The sequence below is a fragment of the Enterobacter sp. HSTU-ASh6 genome, assembly GCF_026319105.1.
In the GTDB taxonomy this organism is placed as follows: Bacteria; Pseudomonadota; Gammaproteobacteria; order Enterobacterales; family Enterobacteriaceae; genus Enterobacter; species Enterobacter sichuanensis.
In genome coordinates this window covers 118,362-137,370 of record NZ_WSPD01000009.1, presented here as the reverse complement: position 1 = coordinate 137,370, position 19,009 = coordinate 118,362, and the positions used below count along the sequence as shown (strand labels likewise).

The 19,009-nt window shown below is 54.1% G+C and carries 18 protein-coding genes; 13 read left to right on the top strand and 5 right to left on the bottom strand.

Features of this window, described 5'->3' with window-relative positions:
* Window positions 1-29 precede the first annotated feature (29 nt).
* The 3 genes from yfcF to yfcD are packed head-to-tail and all read left to right on the top strand — an operon-like array spanning window position 30 to window position 1,891.
* Window positions 30-674 carry a glutathione transferase gene (gene yfcF, locus GM298_RS13145; RefSeq protein ID WP_266154226.1) on the top strand — a complete coding sequence of 215 codons (645 nt, stop codon included), beginning with the start codon at window positions 30-32 and terminating at the stop codon, window positions 672-674.
* Window positions 675-729: 55 nt separating this feature from the next.
* Entirely contained in the window at window positions 730-1,281 is a 552-nt protein-coding gene (gene yfcE / locus GM298_RS13140) for a phosphodiesterase (RefSeq protein WP_047959153.1), read from the top strand.
* A 55-nt stretch (window positions 1,282-1,336) separates the two neighbouring features.
* A complete protein-coding gene (yfcD, locus tag GM298_RS13135) occupies window positions 1,337-1,891 on the top strand; it encodes an NUDIX hydrolase YfcD (protein ID WP_025757169.1) in 555 nt (184 codons plus the stop codon).
* Between the two features lie 3 nt (window positions 1,892-1,894).
* On the opposite strand, the gene GM298_RS13130 is transcribed toward yfcD, so the two are convergent.
* A complete protein-coding gene (locus GM298_RS13130) occupies window positions 1,895-2,914 on the bottom strand; it encodes a LacI family DNA-binding transcriptional regulator (RefSeq protein ID WP_262783357.1) in 1,020 nt (339 codons plus the stop codon).
* A gap of 233 nt (window positions 2,915-3,147) precedes the next feature.
* Here GM298_RS13130 and GM298_RS13125 point away from each other — a divergent pair, with 233 nt between their 5' ends.
* The 5 genes from GM298_RS13125 to GM298_RS13105 all read left to right on the top strand — a co-directional run bounded on the left by GM298_RS13125 (window position 3,148) and on the right by GM298_RS13105 (window position 7,130).
* Complete coding sequence (locus GM298_RS13125) at window positions 3,148-3,591, top strand: PTS sugar transporter subunit IIA (RefSeq protein ID WP_025757171.1); 444 nt, start codon at window positions 3,148-3,150, stop codon at window positions 3,589-3,591.
* A gap of 80 nt (window positions 3,592-3,671) precedes the next feature.
* Window positions 3,672-3,944: a PTS sugar transporter subunit IIB gene (locus GM298_RS13120; RefSeq protein WP_025757172.1), complete on the top strand. Its 273-nt coding sequence runs from the start codon at window positions 3,672-3,674 to the stop codon at window positions 3,942-3,944.
* Between the two features lie 21 nt (window positions 3,945-3,965).
* Window positions 3,966-5,357, top strand: a complete 1,392-nt coding sequence (locus GM298_RS13115) for a PTS ascorbate transporter subunit IIC (protein WP_025757173.1) — start codon at window positions 3,966-3,968, stop codon at window positions 5,355-5,357.
* Window positions 5,354-6,184 (top strand): transketolase, encoded by an 831-nt coding sequence (locus GM298_RS13110; protein ID WP_266154222.1) that lies wholly within the window; start codon window positions 5,354-5,356, stop codon window positions 6,182-6,184. Before GM298_RS13115 ends, GM298_RS13110 begins: the two co-directional genes overlap by 4 nt.
* Entirely contained in the window at window positions 6,177-7,130 is a 954-nt protein-coding gene (locus tag GM298_RS13105) for a transketolase family protein (protein ID WP_025757175.1), read from the top strand. Before GM298_RS13110 ends, GM298_RS13105 begins: the two co-directional genes overlap by 8 nt.
* A gap of 110 nt (window positions 7,131-7,240) precedes the next feature.
* Here the strand turns inward: GM298_RS13105 and pta are convergent, their stop codons facing one another.
* Both pta and ackA read right to left on the bottom strand, forming a co-directional pair.
* Window positions 7,241-9,382: a phosphate acetyltransferase gene (gene pta, locus GM298_RS13100; protein WP_025757176.1), complete on the bottom strand. Its 2,142-nt coding sequence runs from the start codon at window positions 9,380-9,382 to the stop codon at window positions 7,241-7,243.
* Window positions 9,383-9,458: 76 nt separating this feature from the next.
* Entirely contained in the window at window positions 9,459-10,661 is a 1,203-nt protein-coding gene (ackA, locus tag GM298_RS13095; RefSeq protein ID WP_025757177.1) for an acetate kinase, read from the bottom strand.
* 337 nt (window positions 10,662-10,998) lie between these two features.
* On the opposite strand from ackA, the gene yfbV reads away from it, so the two are divergent.
* From yfbV to GM298_RS13075, 4 genes are all read left to right on the top strand, one after another.
* Entirely contained in the window at window positions 10,999-11,454 is a 456-nt protein-coding gene (gene yfbV / locus GM298_RS13090) for a terminus macrodomain insulation protein YfbV (protein ID WP_045285783.1), read from the top strand.
* A gap of 91 nt (window positions 11,455-11,545) precedes the next feature.
* A complete protein-coding gene (locus GM298_RS13085; RefSeq protein ID WP_008502874.1) occupies window positions 11,546-12,040 on the top strand; it encodes a YfbU family protein in 495 nt (164 codons plus the stop codon).
* 11 nt (window positions 12,041-12,051) lie between these two features.
* On the top strand, window positions 12,052-12,711 hold the full coding sequence (locus tag GM298_RS13080; RefSeq protein ID WP_025757179.1) for a sugar phosphatase: 660 nt from the start codon (window positions 12,052-12,054) through the stop codon (window positions 12,709-12,711).
* A gap of 75 nt (window positions 12,712-12,786) precedes the next feature.
* The gene (locus GM298_RS13075; protein WP_025757180.1) at window positions 12,787-14,619 is read left to right on the top strand and encodes an SLC13 family permease; all 1,833 of its coding nucleotides are present in this window, start codon (window positions 12,787-12,789) and stop codon (window positions 14,617-14,619) included.
* A gap of 53 nt (window positions 14,620-14,672) precedes the next feature.
* On the opposite strand, the gene yfbR is transcribed toward GM298_RS13075, so the two are convergent.
* A complete protein-coding gene (gene yfbR / locus GM298_RS13070; protein ID WP_045285782.1) occupies window positions 14,673-15,272 on the bottom strand; it encodes a 5'-deoxynucleotidase in 600 nt (199 codons plus the stop codon).
* 118 nt (window positions 15,273-15,390) lie between these two features.
* Window positions 15,391-16,605, bottom strand: a complete 1,215-nt coding sequence (gene alaA, locus GM298_RS13065) for an alanine transaminase AlaA (protein ID WP_003861471.1) — start codon at window positions 16,603-16,605, stop codon at window positions 15,391-15,393.
* 936 nt (window positions 16,606-17,541) lie between these two features.
* Here alaA and lrhA point away from each other — a divergent pair.
* Window positions 17,542-18,480 (top strand): transcriptional regulator LrhA, encoded by a 939-nt coding sequence (gene lrhA, locus GM298_RS13060; RefSeq protein WP_095449820.1) that lies wholly within the window; start codon window positions 17,542-17,544, stop codon window positions 18,478-18,480.
* Window positions 18,481-19,009 lie beyond the last annotated feature (529 nt).

Here is a 19,009-nt window from a genome sequence, read left to right as displayed (position 1 = left end):
TCAAAACCCGATCAGCCAATGAGGATGTTATGAACCAGCCCGTAATCACGTTGTGGTCCGATGCGAATTTCTTTTCTCCCTATGTCATGAGCGTATACGTTGCGCTGGCCGAAAAAGGACTCACTTTTACGCTGAAGACCGTTGATCTTGACGGTGGTGAACATCTTAAACCGCAGTGGCAGGGATACGACCTGACTCGACGCGTGCCGGTGCTGGAAATAGAGGGTTTTGCCCTGAGCGAATCGTCGGCGATCGATGAATATCTGGAAGATCGGTTTTCGCCGCCAGAGTGGGAGCGGATCTATCCTCACGATCTGCAAAAGCGCGCCCGGGCGCGGCAGATTCAGGCGTGGCTGCGCAGCGATCTGGTGCCGATTCGCGTGGAACGCCCGACGGATGTCGTGTTTGCCGGGGTAAAAAAGCCCTCCCTGAGCGCAGAAGGCCAGGAAAGCGCCCAAAAACTGATTGATACCGCCACCTTACTGCTCGCTCATGGCAACCCGAACCTGTTCGGTGAGTGGTGTATTGCTGACGCCGATCTGGCGTTAATGCTAAATCGTTTGATCCTCAACGGTGATGCGGTACCGCAGCTGCTGGTCGATTATGCCGCGTTTCAGTGGCAGCGATCCTCCGTGCAGCGCTATGTGGCACTCTCCGCTAAGCATGCGGGCTGATAAGCCCTGACGCTTCAGGTATGATGGGGCAGTCTGTTTTCCCGAGGAGTGACTGATGAAACTGATGTTTGCGTCGGATATCCATGGATCGCTGCCCGCGACCGAGCGTGTCCTCTCCCTGTTTGCTCAAAGCGGCGCGCAGTGGCTGATCATTCTGGGCGATGTGCTTAATCACGGCCCGCGCAATGCGCTGCCGGAAGGCTACGCCCCTGCGCAGGTGGCTGAAAAACTGAACGCATATGCCTCGCGCATTATCGCCGTTCGCGGCAACTGCGACAGCGAAGTGGACCAGATGCTGCTGCATTTTCCCCTCACCGCGCCGTGGCAGCAGGTGCTGCTGGAACACAGCCGACTGTTCCTGACGCATGGCCATCTTTTTGGCCCGGATAATCTCCCGGCGCTCGCGGCTGGCGATGTCCTGGTTTACGGTCATACTCATATTCCGGTCGCTGAAAAACGCGGTGATACTTATCACTTTAATCCGGGGTCGGTCAGCATACCGAAAGGTGGATATCCTGCGAGTTATGGCATGCTGGAGGGTAATACCCTGAGCGTTATCGCACTTAATGATCAGCAAGTTATTGCGCAGGTAACGATTAATCCGTAAGTTACACCTCAACTGCAAACGCGCCGACAGAGCGCTTAGACGAGAAGGTTTCCCGATGGTGGAGCAGAGTCATTTGGCAAGTACAGAGTGGGTTGACATTGTCAACGAAGAGAATGAAGTGATCGCGCAGGCCAGCCGCGAACAAATGCGTGCGGAGCGCCTGCGTCACCGTGCGACATATATCGTTGTCCATGACGGTATGGGTAAAATTCTGGTTCAGCGCCGCACGGACACCAAAGATTTTCTCCCGGGTATGCTGGATGCCACTGCAGGCGGCGTTGTCCAGGCGGATGAGGTGCTGCTGGATTCCGCGCGTCGTGAAGCGGAAGAAGAGCTAGGTATTGCCGGTGTGCCGTTTGCCGAACATGGGCAGTTCTACTTCGAGGATGAGCATTGCCGCGTCTGGGGCGGGCTGTTCAGCTGCGTTTCTCATGGCCCGTTCGCCCTGCAGGAAGAAGAAGTCAGCGAAGTAAACTGGATGACGCCGGAAGAGATTACTGCGCGTTGCGACGAGTTTACGCCGGATTCGTTAAAAGCGCTGGCGCTCTGGATGAGCCGTAACGCCAATAACGAATCGACCAAATCCGAGAAAGAGGAAGAGGCCGAGTAAGCGCTAGCAACTCTCCCTCAGACACAGACTGGACGCGATGGGTTTTTGGTCGCGCCAGTCTCCGCCATTCAGACGCTCCAGTAACGCTTTTCCGGCTTCAATCCCGATCTTACGATGCGGTACCACCATGGTGGTCAGCGGCGGCTGACAGACCCGGCTGACGTCGCTATCCCCAAAACCCACTATCGCCAGATCGTCCGGTACCTTGATGCGCCTGCGCTGGCATTCGTACAGCGCCCCGCAGGCCAGTTCGTCAGAAACGCACACCAGCGCATCCAGCTCCGGCCAGGCCAGCAGGAATTCAGGCAGTTGCGCCGCACCGGTCGAGAAACTCGGCGGCATGGCCGCGTTAATCACCCGGTTTGGCGACATGTGGTGGCGCAGCATGGCTTTGTACCAGCCCTGCAGATGCTGCTGGAAAATCCACTGTTCCTGGTTGGCGCACAGCAGGCCAATATTCTGATAGCCGCGCTTAATGACCATTTCCGTGAGTTCATACATGGCCGCCACGTTATCAATCCCGATGTTCATATCGATCGGGTCGGCGCGCATGGCTCCCATCTCCATCACCGGAATGGAGGCATTCTTCAGCCAGTGACGAACGGTGTCGGAATGTTCAACGCTGAGCAGGATAGCGGCGGCGATATTTGACGCCAGCAGCGTCTCCAGCAACTTCTCTTCCTGCTCAAGGCGGTGCTGGGATTCAGCCAGCATGATTTGATATCCGGCGGGCTGCAGCACATGCTGTAGCCCGGCGAACATCTCCGAGCAGCCTGCTTCGGAGAGGTTAGGCACCACCATGGCTATGGTCCATGAGGAGGCCGAGGCCAGCGCGCTGGCGGCAAGATTGGGCATATAACCCAGCTCCTGCACCGCGGCTTCAATTTTTTCTCGTAGTTTATCGGAAACCTGTTCAGGTGTGCGGAGTGCACGGGACACGGTCATCGTGCCCACACCGGCAAGCTGTGCGACATCGGCGAGTGTCACTTTACCAGTACTGCGCCGTTTTCGGGTTAGAGACATACACCTTCCTGCTGACCAGACGCGTTCGTTTTCCTTCATTTCACGTGACACGCAGTATACGCCTTAAATCCCTTTTTTTGCTGTGATTTCACGCCAGGATGCTAATTTGATAGCGCTATCACACTTCTGAATGTTAGATCTTGGTAGCGCTATCTTTGTGATAATCATCACGGTTAATAATGGATGTGTTGAATAAAGTTTGCTCATCTTTTGCAGTCTGGCAGGAGTGAAAAGTGCTGAAAAAATGGATATATGATACAACCATCACGCTGCAGGACAGCGTTGAAAGCTGGCCGCAGGCCCTTGAGATCTGCGCGAAACCGCTGCTGGAGCTTAAGACGATAGCGCCAGAATACGTGACGGCAATCATTGAGCAACATCATACGTTAGGACCTTATTATGTGCTGGCACCAGGGCTGGCTATGCCGCATGCGCGGCCGGAGGAAGGCGCCAAAGGACTGGGATTGTCATTATTAAAACTCAGGCAGGGCGTCTCTTTTGGTGCCGGTGAGTTCGACCCTGTGGATGTGATTATTATGCTCGCGGCACCTGACAAAAATAGCCATATCGAGATGATCTCGGCGCTGGCTGAGTTATTTTCCAGCGAGGCCGATATGGCCGAACTGCATCAGGCGAATACGCTGGAGGAGATAAAAACGATTATTAACCGCTTCTGATTTACTTTTTTAATCCGCTTTTTCACAACATTACGCGTCAGCGTGGTGGGGCGTACTCTACTCAAAATAAGGGGACAACAATGAAAATCATGGCTATTTGCGGTTCCGGCCTGGGCAGCAGTTTTATGGTTGAAATGAACATTAAAAAGGTGCTCAAAAAACTGGAGATTGAGGCTGACGTTGAACACTCCGATCTCTCCTCGGCCACGCCGGGCGCGGCCGATCTGTTCGTGATGGCAAAAGACATTGCGGCCAGCGCCAGCGTGCCGGAAGGCCAGCTGGTGGTGATCAACAACATCATTGATATCAATGAACTGGAAGCGCAACTGCGCAGCTGGTTCGACAAACGTTAAACCTGATAAGGCGAGGTGGATATGTTTATCCTTGAAACGCTGAATTTCGTTGTTGATATATTAAAAGTCCCTTCGGTGCTGGTGGGGTTAATTGCATTAATTGGTCTGGTCGCGCAGAAAAAAGCCTTTTCTGATGTGGTGAAAGGGACCATTAAAACCATTCTTGGCTTTATTGTTTTGGGCGGCGGCGCCACGGTACTGGTTGGGTCGTTAAATCCTTTAGGCGGCATGTTTGAACACGCCTTTAATATCCAGGGAATTATTCCAAATAATGAAGCGATTGTGTCCATTGCGCTGGAGAAATACGGCGCCTCAACCGCGTTGATTATGGCCTTCGGGATGGTGGCAAATATTATCGTCGCCCGTTTTACCCGCCTGAAGTATATCTTCCTGACCGGGCATCACACCTTCTACATGGCGTGCATGATTGGCGTGATCCTGACGGTGGCGGGTTTTGAGGGGGTAGGGTTGGTCTTTACCGGCTCGCTGATCCTTGGCCTGATTATGGCCTTCTTCCCGGCCATTGCGCAGCGCTATATGAAGCGTATTACCGGCAACGACGAGATTGCCTTCGGCCACTTCGGCACGCTGGGCTACGTGCTCTCCGGCTGGATTGGCAGCAAGGTAGGTAAAGGCTCGCGCTCAACCGAAGAGATGAACCTGCCGAAGAACCTGAGCTTCCTGCGCGACAGCTCCATTTCGATCTCCCTGACCATGATGATTATCTACCTGATCATGGCGGTGAGCGCCGGACGCGAGTACGTCGAGGCCACCTTCAGCGGCGGTCAGAACTACCTCGTTTACGCCATCATTATGGCGATCACCTTTGCGGCGGGCGTGTTCATCATCCTGCAGGGCGTGCGTCTGATTCTGGCGGAAATCGTCCCGGCCTTCACCGGCTTCTCGGAAAAGCTGGTACCCAATGCGCGTCCGGCTCTGGACTGCCCGGTGGTCTATCCGTATGCGCCAAACGCGGTGCTGATTGGCTTCCTGTTCAGCTTCCTCGGGGGAATTGTTGGGCTGTTCATCTGCGGGCAGTTCAGCTGGGTGCTGATCCTCCCGGGCGTGGTGCCGCACTTCTTCACTGGCGCAACGGCAGGCGTGTTCGGTAACGCCACCGGTGGACGTCGCGGGGCCATGATTGGCGCCTTTGCCAACGGTCTGCTGATCACCTTCCTGCCGGTCCTGCTGCTGCCGGTACTGGGCGCCATTGGCTTTGCCAACACCACCTTCTCGGACGCGGATTTCGGCGCTGTCGGGATTGTGCTCGGCAACCTGGCGCGCTTCCTGTCACCGCTTGCCATTACCGGGCTGGTTGTGGCGCTGTTCGCGCTGCTGGTGGTGTACAACGTGTTCGCGAAAAACAAACCTGCGGGTGGTAACGCGCAGGAAAACAGCGGAGCCAAATCATGAATGAGAAAGAGATAACTGAACTCGCGCGTTACATTCGTCTTGAGACCCTGAAATCGCTGACGCAGCTGGGGTTTGGCCACTACGGCGGCAGTATGTCGGTGGTTGAAACGCTCGCCGTGCTGTACGGCGCGGTGATGAAGATTGACCCGGCAGATCCGGACTGGCCTGAGCGAGACTATTTTGTCCTGTCGAAAGGCCATGCGGGCCCGGCGCTCTACAGCACGCTGGCGCTTAAGGGCTATTTCCCGATTGAGGAACTGAGCACCCTGAACCAGAACGGTACGCGGCTGCCCAGCCACCCGGACCGGCTGAAAACGCGCGGCGTGGATGCCACGACCGGCTCGCTGGGGCAGGGGATCTCCATCGCCGGCGGCATGGCGCTGTCGCACAAGCTGGCAGGCAGGCCGAACCGGGTCTTTTGCATCGTCGGTGACGGTGAGCTGAACGAGGGGCAGTGCTGGGAAGCCTTCCAGTTTATTGCCCACCATCGCCTGAATAACCTGACGGTGTTCGTCGACTGGAATAAGCAGCAGCTGGATGGCGAACTGGATGACATCATCAGCGCCTTCGATCTGGCGGGGAAATTCCGCGCCTTTGGTTTCGACGTGGTGACGGTGAAAGGTGACGATATCCCTGGGCTGCTGGAGGTGACGTCCCGTGTGCCTGCCGCGGATGCGCGCCCGCGGGTGGTGATCCTCGACAGCATTAAGGGGCAGGGGGTGCCATATCTGGAGCAGCTTAGCAACTCGCACCACCTGCGCTTGACCGCAGAGAGCAAAGCGGCCCTCAACGAGACGATTCGCCAACTGGAGGCTTCACATGATTAAGGTTGCACCGCCACGACAGAAAGATGCCGTTGAGATGCGCAAGGTTTACGCGGGCTTTGTGGCAAAACAGATTGAGGCTGGCAGTGAGATTATCGCGCTGGAAGCGGACCTGATGAGCTCAATGGCGATGGATGGCGTAGCGCGCGATTATCCGCAGCACGTGATTAACTGCGGCATTATGGAGGCCAACGTGATTGGCACCGCGGCGGGGCTGGCGCTTACCGGACGTAAGCCGTTTGTTCACACCTTCACCGCCTTTGCCAGCCGTCGCTGCTTCGACCAGCTATTTATGTCTCTCGACTACCAGCGCAACAACGTGAAGGTGATTGCCTCGGATGCGGGGGTAACCGCCTGTCACAACGGCGGGACCCATATGTCGTTTGAGGACATGGGGATCGTGCGCGGTCTGGCGCATTCGGTGGTGCTGGAGGTGACTGACGCGGTGATGTTTGAAGACGTCCTGCGCCAGCTGATTGACCTGGAAGGGTTCTACTGGGTGCGTACCATCCGTAAGCAGGCGCCGAGCGTTTATGCGCCGGGCTCAACCTTCACCATTGGCAAAGGCAACGTGCTGCGCGAGGGGAGTGATATTACGCTTATTGCCAACGGCATTATGGTGGCGGAAGCGCTTGAGGCGGCGCATCAGCTGGAGCAGGAGGGGGTCAGTGCGGCGGTCATCGACATGTTTACCCTGAAGCCCATCGACCGGATGCTGGTGAAAAACTACGCCGAGAAAACCGGACGGATTGTGACCTGTGAAAATCACAGCATTCACAACGGGCTGGGTTCGGCGGTGGCGGAAGTACTGGTGGAAACTTGTCCGGTGCCGATGCGGCGGGTGGGGGTAAAAGAGCGTTACGGCCAGGTGGGGACGCAGGAGTTCCTGCAGAAGGAGTACGGCCTGACGGCACATGACATAGTGTCGGCGGCGAGAGAGCTGCTGTAATAAAAAAGGCGACCCTTTGTGGTCGCCTTTTTGTTGCCCGGTGGCGCTCCGCTTATCCGGCCTACAAAACCGTAGGCCCGGTAAGCGTCAGCGCCACCGGGCTTTTTGGCTTACTGCTGCTGTGAAGACTGGATCGCCGTCAGCGCGATGGTGTAGACGATATCGTCAACCAGCGCGCCACGAGACAGGTCGTTCACAGGTTTGCGCATACCCTGCAGCATCGGCCCGATGGAGATCAGGTCTGCAGAACGCTGTACCGCTTTGTAGGTGGTGTTACCGGTGTTCAGATCCGGGAAGATGAACACGGTAGCGCGACCGGCAACCGGAGAGTTCGGTGCTTTGGATTTCGCAACGTCAGCCATAACGGCGGCATCGTACTGCAGCGGGCCATCGATCATCAGGTCAGGACGTTTTTCCTGCGCCAGACGGGTCGCTTCACGCACTTTCTCTACGTCGCTACCTGCACCAGAGGTACCGGTGGAGTAAGAGAGCATCGCCACGCGAGGTTCGATACCGAAGGCAATCGCGGAGTCCGCGGACTGAATTGCGATTTCTGCCAGCTGCTCTGCCGTTGGATCCGGGTTGATCGCGCAGTCGCCGTAAACGTAAACCTGTTCCGGCAGCAGCATGAAGAATACGGAAGAGACCAGGGAGCTGCCCGGTGCCGTTTTGATCAGCTGCAGCGGTGGACGAATGGTGTTTGCGGTGGTGTGAACCGCACCGGAAACCAGACCGTCAACTTCGTCCTGCTCCAGCATCAGCGTACCCAGCACCACATTGTCTTCCAGCTGTTCGCGCGCAACGGCTTCGGTCATGCCCTTGCTCTTACGCAGCTCAACCAGACGGGCAACGTAGCTTTCGCGAACCACTTCCGGGTCAACGATTTCGATGCCAGCACCCAGCTCAACGCCCTGAGACGCCGCCACGCGGTTGATCTCATCCGGGTTACCCAGCAGCACACAGGTCGCGATGCCGCGCTCTGCACAGATAGCTGCCGCTTTCACAGTACGCGGTTCGTCGCCTTCTGGCAGCACAACGCGTTTGCCTGCTTTACGCGCCAGCTCGGTCAGCTGGTAACGGAATGCAGGAGGAGACAGACGGCGGCTGCGCTCGGAGGTCGCCGTCAGGGATTCGATCCAGTCTGCGTTGATGTAGCCCGCAACGTATTCCTGAACTTTCTCAATACGCTCATGGTCATCAACCGGCACTTCCAGGTTGAAGCTCTGCAGGCTCAGGGAGGTCTGCCAGGTGTTGGTGTTCACCATGAAGACCGGCAGGCCGGTCGCGAACGCGCGCTCGCACAGTTTGCTGACGCGTGGGTCCATCTCGTAAGCGCCGGTCAGCAGAATAGCGCCGATTTCCACGCCATTCATCGCGGCCAGACACGCTGCAACCAGCACGTCAGGACGGTCTGCGGAGGTCACCAGCAGGGAGCCTGCGCGGAAGTGTTCCAGCATGTGCGGAATGCTGCGTGCACAGAAGGTCACGGACTTCACGCGACGGGTGTTGATGTCGCCTTCGTTAACGATGGTGGCGTTCAGGTGACGCGCCATATCGATTGCACGGGTGGCAATCAGATCGAAGCTCCATGGCACCGCGCCCAGTACTGGCAGCGGGCTGGATTCCTGCAGTTTCGCCGGGTCAACTTTGATGACTTTCGCTTTGGAAGAGTCGTCAAAGATCTCAGACAGGTCAGGACGCGTACGGCCCTGCTCATCCACTGGCGCGTTCAGTTTGTTGACGATCACGCCGGTGATGTTGGTATTTTTCGCACCGCCGAAGCTGCTGCGCGTCAGTTCGATACGCTCGTTCAGCTGCTCTGGGGTATCTGTGCCCTGAGACATCACGAAAACGATCTCTGCGTTCAGGGTTTTCGCGATTTCGAAGTTCAGAGACTGAGCAAACTGGTGTTTGCGGGTTGGAACCAGGCCTTCAACCAGCACCACTTCCGCGTCTTTTGTATTGGCGTGGTAGTTGGCGATGATCTCTTCCATCAGCACGTCTTTCTGGTTGCTGGACAGCAGAGATTCAACGTGGTTCATCTTCAGCGGTTCAGCCGCTGGCAGATTGGAGTTCTTACGAACGATGGTGGTGGTCTGGTCTGGCGCATCGCCACCGGCGCGTGGCTGGGCGATTGGCTTAAAGACGCTCAGACGAACGCCTTTGCGTTCCATAGCACGGATCACGCCAAGGCTGACGCTGGTCAGGCCGACGCTGGTTCCGGTAGGGATCAGCATAATAGTACGGGACACGGTTTATCCTCTTTCGTTACCGCCTGAATGTGGCGGGTTACAAAACAGCACCGCCAGCATTGCTGGCGGTGTGGAATCAGGCAGTCAGGCGGTGCGCGTCTTGCGCGATGACCAGTTCTTCGTTAGTTGGGATAACGAGAGCAGGGCGGGTGCCTTCTTTGTTGATGAAGCCAGACTTGCCGAAGCGGGCAGCCAGGTTACGCTCGTGATCAACGTCGAAGCCCAGAACGCCCAGTTTGCCCAGGGACAGTTCACGCACCATTGCCGCGTTCTCACCGATACCACCGGTGAAGACTACCGCGTCCAGACGACCGTCCATCAGCGCAGTGTAAGAGCCGATGTATTTCGCCAGACGGTGGCAGTAAACGTCCATTGCACGTTTAGCGTCTTCTTTCTCTGCGTAGTTGTCTTCAACGTAACGGCAGTCGCTGGTGACTTCGGTCAGACCCAGCAGGCCAGACTCTTTAGTCAGCATTTTGTTGATCTGGTCAACGCTCATGCCCAGGGTGTCGTGCAGGTGGAAGATGATCGCCGGGTCGATGTCACCGGAACGAGTCCCCATCACCAGACCTTCCAGCGGGGTCAGACCCATGGAGGTATCAACACATTTACCGTTGCGGATAGCAGAAACAGAACCACCGTTGCCCAGGTGGCAGGTGATGATGTTCAGTTCTTCAACCGGCTTGTTCAGTACTTTTGCGGCTTCCTGAGTCACATAGAAGTGGCTGGTGCCGTGTGCGCCATAACGACGTACGCCGTGTTCTTTGTACAGGCTGTAAGGCAGGGCATAGAGGTAAGACTCTTCCGGCATGGTCTGATGGAACGCAGTGTCGAAGACGGCCACGTTTTTGTCTTTCAGATTCGGGAAGGATTTCAGCGCTTCAGCGATACCGATCAGGTGCGCCGGGTTGTGCAGCGGTGCAAAAGAGGCAGAGTCTTTGATGCCCTGAATAACAGATTCGTCGATCACGACGGAGCTGGTGTATTTTTCGCCGCCGTGGACGATACGGTGACCAATCGCAGTCAGCTGAGCAGACAGTTCTGGTTTTTGTGCCAGAATAGTGTTAACGATAAAGTTCAGCGCTTCACTGTGAGCGGCGCCTGCACCTAAAGCCGCTTCTTGTTTGCTGCCGTCCATCTTCCACTTGATACGTGCTTCAGGCAGATGGAAACATTCGGCCAAACCAGAGAGGTATTCGTCACCGTTGAGCGCATCGATGATGGCGAATTTCAGTGAGGAGCTACCGCAGTTCAGAACCAGTACTAACTTACTCGACATGGAAGTACCTATTATTGATACGTGGCTAAAAAAACGTCAGTGAGTCTAACAGCGTAACGCATGATGACTCAGACATTTATGATTAACATCATGCCAAACGAACATTGTGGCATGATGGAAGAAATAACTATGATTTTATGCCATTTTGCACAATTTTCAGCCAATGGCATAATGTGCAATAATTTGACGAGTTAATGATTCTCGTCTATGGCCCTATCAGGCTGGCACAGGATACCCGATACGGGGTAGAGATGACAAAATATTTTGAACGTTGTCATAGCTTGTTGTGGTTTTGCACGAAAATTTTAATTTTTATATGTGAAGTTGAGGTACAGCCATGTCGACACCAGAGAACCCGTCCGTAAATTTCTTCAGTCTGTTTCGTCGGGGACAGCATTACGCAAAGACGTGGCCAATGGAAAAGCGCCTTGCGCCCATGTTCATTGAGAATCGCACTATCCGCGCCACGCGCCATGCGATTCGCTTTATGCCACCCGTCGCTGTCTTTACGCTGTGCTGGCAGATTGCGCTGGGTGGACAGCTTGGTCCTGCTGTCGCAACGGCGCTCTTCGCGCTAAGCCTGCCAATGCAGGGCCTGTGGTGGTTAGGAAAACGTTCTGTCACCCCACTGCCACCTTCTATTTTACACTGGTTTTATGAAGTCCGCGGAAAACTGGAGGAGGCCGGGCAGGCGCTCGCCCCGGTGGAAGGCAAGCCGGATTACCAGGCGCTGGCGGACACGTTAAAGCGCGCTTTTAAGCAGCTGGATAAAACATTCCTCGATGACTTGTGATTGATCATCGAAACGACGATGAAAAGAAGGCACAGTAACAATCCGTTACCGTGTCTTTTTTTTAAGTGCAATGCGCTACAGGAGTCGAAAGATGGAAATGACCCATGCTCAACGTCTGATTTTGTCTAACCAGTACAAGATGATGACTATGCTTGATCCCGATAACGCTGCGCGCTACAGCCGCCTGCAGACCATTGTCGAACGCGGCTTTGGTTTGCAGATGCGTGAACTCGACCGCGAATTTGGCGAGCTGAAAGAAGAAACCTGTCGCATCGTGATCGACATTATGGAGATGTATCACGCCCTGCACGTCTCCTGGACGAATCTCAAAGATCAGCAGTCCATTGACGAGCGCCGCGTGACCTTCTTAGGCTTTGATGCGGCAACGGAAGCGCGTTATCTGAGCTATGTGCGCTTTATGGTGAATACCGAAGGGCGTTATACCCACTTTGACGCGGGTACCCACGGTTTCAACGCGCAGACCCCAATGTGGGATAAATACCAGCGTATGCTGAGCGCGTGGCACGCCTGCCCGCGTCAGTACCATTTAAGCAGCAACGAAATTCAACAAATTATTAATGCCTGACGGAGGTGCGTGTGCAGTGTAGAGGTTTTCTGTTTGATCTGGACGGTACGCTGGTGGATTCGCTGCCGGTTGTGGAGCGTTCATGGTGCCATTGGGCTGACAGACATGGCATCGACCATCAGGAGGTGCTGAATTTTATCCATGGCAAACAGGCCATTACCTCGTTACGGCACTTTCTGGCCGGACGCTCTGAGGACGATATTCAGGCGGAGTTCAAATACCTGGAACACATTGAAGCCACGGACACGGACGGTATCACCGCTTTACCGGGCGCGCGCGAACTGCTTGAGCATCTGAACGAAGCGCAGATCCCGTGGGCTATCGTCACCTCCGGCTCCATTCCCGTCGCCCACGCCCGTCATAAGGCGGCAGGTTTACCGAAGCCGGAAGTGTTTATCACGGCGGAGCGCGTCAAGCGCGGTAAACCCGAACCCGACGCCTTTTTGCTGGGAGCTGAACTGCTGGGCCTCGCTCCCGCAGAGTGTGTGGTGGTAGAAGATGCGGCGGCTGGCGTACTGGCCGGGCTGAACGCCGGAAGCCACGTTATTGCGGTGAACGTTCCGGCGGGGTCCCCCCGCCTGGAGGAGGCTGACCTGGTGCTGGATTCTCTCACTGCACTGGCTGTGTCAAAAGCACCTGACGGTGTTGTAACCGTCTCGCTAAAAGTGTAACCCCATGATATAGCCCCACGCTGATGGGGCTTTTTTATGGCAAAATTTCTCATCTCCCACTGACAAGGACATGTTGTGAACGGTGAACTGATCTGGGTCCTGAGCCTGCTTTTAATCGCCATTATCCTTTTTGCCACGGGCAAGGTACGCATGGATGCCGTCGCCTTGTTTGTCATCGTCGCCTTTGTGCTGAGCGGTACGCTCACGCTGCCGGAAGCCTTCTCCGGGTTTAGCGATCCCAACGTTATTCTGATTGCCGCCCTGTTTATCATCGGTGATGGCCTCGTGCGCACCGGTGTGGCAACGATTATGGGCGCGTGGCTGGTGAAGGTGGCTGGCAACAGCGAAACGAAAATGCTGGTCTATCTAATGCTGACGGTCGCCGGACTGGGGGCGTTTATGAGTTCAACGGGGGTGGTCGCTATCTTTATCCCGGTGGTGTTGAGCGTCTCCATGCGGATGCAGAGCTCGCCGTCGCGCCTGATGATGCCCCTGAGTTTTGCCGGTTTGATAAGCGGCATGATGACGCTGGTGGCCACGCCGCCGAACCTGGTCGTCAACAGTGAGCTGATCCGGGAAGGCTTTCAGGGCTTCAGTTTTTTCAGCGTGACTCCGCTTGGACTGGTGGTTCTGGTGATGGGCGTGGTTTACATGCTGCTGACCCGTTTTGCCCTGAAAGGCGAAAAACAGGACAAAAGCAAAGAAGGGTGGAAACGACGCACCTTCCGCGATCTGATTAAAGAATACCGCCTCACCGGGCGGGCGCGCCGCCTTGCCATTCGCCCCGGTTCGCCAATGGTGGGCCAGCGGCTTGACGATCTGAAACTGCGTGAGCGCTACGGCGCGAATGTGATTGGTGTTGAGCGCTGGCGTCGTTTTCGCCGGGTCATCGTCAACGTTAACGGGGTGTCGGAATTCCGCGCGCGGGATGTCCTGCTGATTGATATGTCCACCGCGGAGGTGGATCTGCGTGAGTTTTGTAGTGAACAGCTGCTGGAACCGATGGTGCTACGCGGAGAGTATTTCTCAGACCAGGCGCTGGATGTCGGCATGGCCGAAGTATCGCTGATCCCGGAATCGGAGCTGTTGGGTAAAACCGTGCGGGAAATGGGGTTCCGTACCCGTTATGGTCTGAATGTCGTGGGGCTGAAGCGTGATGGCGTGGCGATGGAAGGGGCGGTGGTGGATGAGCCGATCCTGCTGGGGGATATCTTTCTCGTCGTCGGTAACTGGAAGCTGATAAGTCAGCTTGGGCAAAAGGGCCGCGATTTTGTGGTGCTCAACATGCCTGTTGAAGAGAGCGATGCCTCCCCGGCGCACAGCCAGGCGCCCCATGCGATTTTTTGCCTGGTATTGATGGTGGCGCTGATGCTGACCGACGAGATCCCCAATCCGGTCGCGGCCATTATTGCCTGTCTGTTAATGGGCAAGTTTCGCTGTATTGATGCCGAGAGCGCCTATAAGGCGATACACTGGCCAAGCATCATCTTGATTGTGGGGATGATGCCGTTCGCCCTTGCTCTGCAAAAAACCGGCGGTGTGGATTTAGTCGTCAAAGGGCTGATGGACGTTGGCGGCGGATACGGGCCGTACATGATGCTGGTATGCCTGTTTATCATGTGCGCCACGATCGGACTGTTTATCTCCAATACCGCTACGGCGGTGCTGATGGCGCCCATCGCGCTGGCGATGGCGAAATCCATGGGCGTGTCGCCGTATCCGTTTGCGATGATGGTGGCGATGGCCGCTTCCGCGGCATTTATGACGCCGGTGTCGTCACCGGTGAACACGCTGGTTCTGGGGCCGGGGAACTACCGGTTCAGCGATTTTGTGAAGCTGGGCGTGCCGTTCACCGTGCTGGTGATGCTGGTATGCGTGGTGTTGATACCGGTTTTATTCCCGTTTTAGCATGAGCGCAGAAACGTAGGCCGGGTAAGGCGAAGCCGCCACCCGGCAGAAAATTACAACGGAGAATCCTGGCTAATCTCATCCAACGATAAATGGAAGCTCGGTACAAACACCTGCATAAAGTAATCCATCTCTTCGCTGCGGCGGGATTCCAGCGTTTTTTCCAGACGCGTTTTTGCCAGTAAAAATTCGTTATTCCCTGCGGATAACTCTTCGAGACACTTCAGATAGGCACATAGCGCGTCGGCCTGTTTTACCAGCGACTTCTCTTCCTCTGTGTACTGCTGTTCATCAATAAGCGGCTCAAAGATATCGCGTAACTCGTCCGGCACCATGTCAATCAGCTTCTGCTGGGCAATTTTCTCGATGGCCTTATATTCCTGCGCAATCTGCGAGTTGAAATATTTCACCGGCGTCGGCAGATCTCCGGTTAACACCTCTGACGCATCGTGATACATCGCCAGCAGGGCAATGCGCTCAGCATTAACCTGACCGTTGAATTTGCGGTTTTTAATGGCGGCCAGCGCGTGTGCGACCATCGCGACCTGAAGGCTGTGCTCTGACACATTCTCAGTGCGGACATTGCGCATCAGCGGCCAGCGGTTGATGAGTTTCAGGCGGGAGAGATGGGCAAAGAAATGACTCTGACTCATAGGTTACCTTTTGTCTTCACTGCGACAGGACTTCATTGTGCGGGGAGGGGAGGGAAGATGCAAATTTGCAGGTTTCGTTGGCCGGGTAAGCGCAGCGCTACCCGGCAGAAAGAGAATATTACTGATGATAACCGGAGAGGAAACGCCCGAAGCGGCTAATGGCCATTTCAAGGTCATCTTCGCGCGGCAGCGTGACGATACGTACGTGGTCCGGCCATGGCCAGTTAAATGCCGTGCCCTGAACCAGCAGCACTTTTTCCTGAAGCAGGAAGTCGAGCACCATCTTCTGGTCGTCGTGAATGTTGAAGCGCTTCGCGTCGATTTTCGGGAACATATACAGCGCCCCATTTGGCTTCACGCAGGAGACGCCCGGGATATCGTTGATCAGCTCCCATGCGCGGTTACGCTGTTCGTACAGACGACCACCGGGAACGATAAATTCACTAATGCTCTGATAGCCGCCGAGCGCCGTCTGGATTGCGTGCTGGGCCGGAACGTTGGCACACAAACGCATGGAAGCCAGCATCTCCAGCCCTTCAATATAGCCTTTGGCGTGTTTTTTCGGACCGTTTAATACCATCCAGCCCTGACGGAAACCGGCCACGCGGTAGGTTTTAGAGAGGCCGTTAAAGGTCACGGTCAGCAGATCCGGAGCCAGCGCGGCGATGGAGTGGTGCTGCGCTGCATCGTAGAGGATCTTGTCGTAAATCTCGTCCGCGAAGATGATCAGGTTGTGCTGACGAGCGATTTCCACGATCTCCATCAGCAGTTCTTTTGAATAAACCGCGCCCGTTGGGTTGTTCGGGTTGATGATCACGATGCCGCGCGTACGTGGAGTGATTTTCGCGCGAATATCGTCGAGATCCGGGAACCAGTCAGAAGATTCATCACACAGATAGTGTACCGCTTTGCCGCTGGAGAGTGACACGGCCGCCGTCCACAGCGGGTAGTCCGGGGCGGGAACCAGCATTTCGTCACCGCTGTTCAGCAGCGCCTGCATCGCCTGCACAATCAGTTCGGAGACGCCGTTGCCAATATAGATATCTTCAACGGTAACATCACGCATACCGCGTGCCTGGTAGTGCTGCATGATGGCTTTACGTGCGGAGTACAGTCCTTTTGAATCACAATAGCCTTGAGCAGTAGGAAGGTTGCGGATCACATCAACCAGAATTTCATCCGGCGCTTCAAAACCAAATGGCGCAGGGTTACCAATGTTGAGTTTCAGAACCTTATTGCCTTCTTCTTCCAGGCGTTTCGCCTCTTTCAGAACCGGGCCGCGGATGTCATAACAGACGTTATCTAGCTTGCTGGATTTTTCGATAGGGGACATGAACCTTTAACCTTTTCGCTATTATTGCCGCTCCCTGCCGTGGAAGTCAGCACGGAATAATGTACTCCCCCCTCGCTTCGTTTTGAAGGGTGTGCAGGAGAAGATTTTGTACCGACAGCAAATTCTTGATAAATCTTTTACGCTGCAGGTGCCCCCTTTGCTACCGTAAAGTTGCATGCATAGCGAAAGATTAGGTTTATTCTGCTATTCATTTGCTGGATTACTGTATATTGTGCTGGTGAAAAATATGTGATGAGCCAGATGAGGGGGCAATCACCCTGCGTGACTTTTCGTAAAACCTGAATGTTAGCGTCGTCTTGCTTTAATAGCGCAGTGTGGTTAAAAGTTACTCATGTGAAATTAATGTTAAGTGGCATTAATGGATGCTCTTAATCAAAATTAAAATTTATTTATTATTAACCTATAAAATGCAACTTTAGTTAATTTTAATAAAATTTGTTTAGATGCTTAACATTCTTCTTTAATCCGCAATATTGCAATAAGACTTATAAATAAAATGGATTTGGGTTAAGATGTCTTTCAGGAAAGCAGATGTCAGAGACATGTTTTTTGTCTGTCTGGAACTGCTATTCCTGTTTAATTGATTGTTATTGTTGGAGTTATCTCTGGCGGGAAGGGTTTAACGATCTCCTGCTACGTTGACAGCGCTGCGATAAAGATGGCAGAAAAGGTGTTACACCTTTAATGTAATTTACATAATCCTGCGAACATCTAAATATCCTGAACGTTTAAGAGAATAAAAATAACGTCATGAAACGTGCTTTCTGACTGTTGATATTAAGCAGCACAATAACTATCTGTCAGGCAGTCTGCCGGGCCGGGATGCGAGGGAAAACCTTCAGAGGGAATTGCTTAACTGTTACACACAGCTTCAACCCGGGCAGCTCCGCACGAGCAACCTGAAAGTGAATAGATATGATAAATGCAAATCGTCCGATAATGAATCTCGACCTCGATCTGCTGAGAACGTTTGTTGCGGTCGCCGATCTCAACACTTTTGCAGCTGCTGCTGCCGCCGTTTGCCGAACCCAGTCTGCCGTGAGTCAGCAAATGCAGCGGCTGGAACAACTGGTTGGTAAAGAGCTTTTTGCCCGTCATGGGCGCAATAAGCTCTTAACGGAACACGGTATTCAGCTACTGGGTTATGCCAGGAAAATTCTTCGCTTTAATGATGAAGCATGTATGTCATTAATGTTTAGCAACCTACAAGGCGTGCTAACGTTAGGCGCATCTGATGAGTCAGCGGACACCATATTGCCGTTTCTTCTCAATCGCATTAGTTCGGTTTATCCGAAGCTTGCGCTGGATGTCAGCGTGAAACGTAATGCCTTTATGGTTGAGATGTTAAAGGAAAATAAAGTCGACCTGGTGGTGACGACGCACCGTCCCGGGCAGTTTGATTGCCTGACGTTGCGTACATCCCCAACGCACTGGTATTGCGCAGCCGAATATGTGCTGCAAAAAGGGGAGCCGGTGCCACTGGTGCTCCTGGATGACCCGAGCCCGTTCCGCGATATGGTGCTGACAGCGCTGAATGAAGCCAACATCCCGTGGCGCCTGGCATATGTGGCATCCACGTTACCCGCAGTTCGTGCTGCAGTGAAAGCCGGGCTTGGCGTAACGGCACGCCCGGTGGAGATGATGAGCCCGGATCTGCGCGTGCTGGGTAAATCCGATGGACTTCCCTTGCTGCCTGATACGGAGTATCTGCTCTGCCACAACGCGTCCAGTCATAATGAACTGGCAAGCGTGGTGTTCGAGGCGATGGAAAACTACCATAACCCGTGGCAGTTCGAGCGCATTACCTCCGAAGGAGGGGATGATTCTCTGATTGTTGAAGGGGACTTTGAGTGATCGCTGACTCAAAATTCTGGTAACAAAATGTAAGTGTAAAAAAAAGCCACTCGTGTGAATTTTGCATGCAGTGGCTTTTTTTTCGCAATAATACCCGCTCAGGAAGCGTGGGTTTTAAGAATTCATATTACAGATCAATAATATAAATCATTTCGCTCAAAACTTATCCATTTTCTGTTCTCACTTCATCCTTATGTCACCTATGTTAATAAAACAGGAAAGATGTTGCCGTTTTCCAGGTTGAATTAACAAAAGCGTGTCTCAGATCAAGAAAATACTCCTATTTGGGGGGAGGAATCGTTGGCAAATCCTGTCAAAATAGGAGGGTTATTTTTTTTACTTCCGAAACGGACACGATTCAACAACATACATTTGACGGAAAGTCATGTACCCACCAGGGTTAAAGGGCACCAAATGTTAATGAGAATCGCTCGATGTAATTTAATGTGAAGAAACCTTTGTTAAAGTTGACAATAGGTTATAGAAAGGAGTAAAAAACCCCATCATTTTGCTGTCTACGTCTCATTTC

What these genes read in the sequence shown, in the direction of transcription:
- yfcF (WP_266154226.1), top strand. Translation starts at nt 30, where the DNA reads ATGAACCAGCCCGTAATCACGTTGTGGTCCGATGCGAATTTCTTTTCT.
- yfcE (WP_047959153.1), top strand. Translation starts at nt 730, where the DNA reads ATGAAACTGATGTTTGCGTCGGATATCCATGGATCGCTGCCCGCGACC.
- yfcD (WP_025757169.1), top strand. Translation starts at nt 1,337, where the DNA reads ATGGTGGAGCAGAGTCATTTGGCAAGTACAGAGTGGGTTGACATTGTC.
- GM298_RS13130 (WP_262783357.1), bottom strand. Translation starts at nt 2,914, where the DNA reads ATGTCTCTAACCCGAAAACGGCGCAGTACTGGTAAAGTGACACTCGCC.
- GM298_RS13120 (WP_025757172.1), top strand. Translation starts at nt 3,672, where the DNA reads ATGAAAATCATGGCTATTTGCGGTTCCGGCCTGGGCAGCAGTTTTATG.
- GM298_RS13115 (WP_025757173.1), top strand. Translation starts at nt 3,966, where the DNA reads ATGTTTATCCTTGAAACGCTGAATTTCGTTGTTGATATATTAAAAGTC.
- GM298_RS13110 (WP_266154222.1), top strand. Translation starts at nt 5,354, where the DNA reads ATGAATGAGAAAGAGATAACTGAACTCGCGCGTTACATTCGTCTTGAG.
- GM298_RS13105 (WP_025757175.1), top strand. Translation starts at nt 6,177, where the DNA reads ATGATTAAGGTTGCACCGCCACGACAGAAAGATGCCGTTGAGATGCGC.
- ackA (WP_025757177.1), bottom strand. Translation starts at nt 10,661, where the DNA reads ATGTCGAGTAAGTTAGTACTGGTTCTGAACTGCGGTAGCTCCTCACTG.
- yfbV (WP_045285783.1), top strand. Translation starts at nt 10,999, where the DNA reads ATGTCGACACCAGAGAACCCGTCCGTAAATTTCTTCAGTCTGTTTCGT.
- GM298_RS13085 (WP_008502874.1), top strand. Translation starts at nt 11,546, where the DNA reads ATGGAAATGACCCATGCTCAACGTCTGATTTTGTCTAACCAGTACAAG.
- yfbR (WP_045285782.1), bottom strand. Translation starts at nt 15,272, where the DNA reads ATGAGTCAGAGTCATTTCTTTGCCCATCTCTCCCGCCTGAAACTCATC.
- alaA (WP_003861471.1), bottom strand. Translation starts at nt 16,605, where the DNA reads ATGTCCCCTATCGAAAAATCCAGCAAGCTAGATAACGTCTGTTATGAC.
- lrhA (WP_095449820.1), top strand. Translation starts at nt 17,542, where the DNA reads ATGATAAATGCAAATCGTCCGATAATGAATCTCGACCTCGATCTGCTG.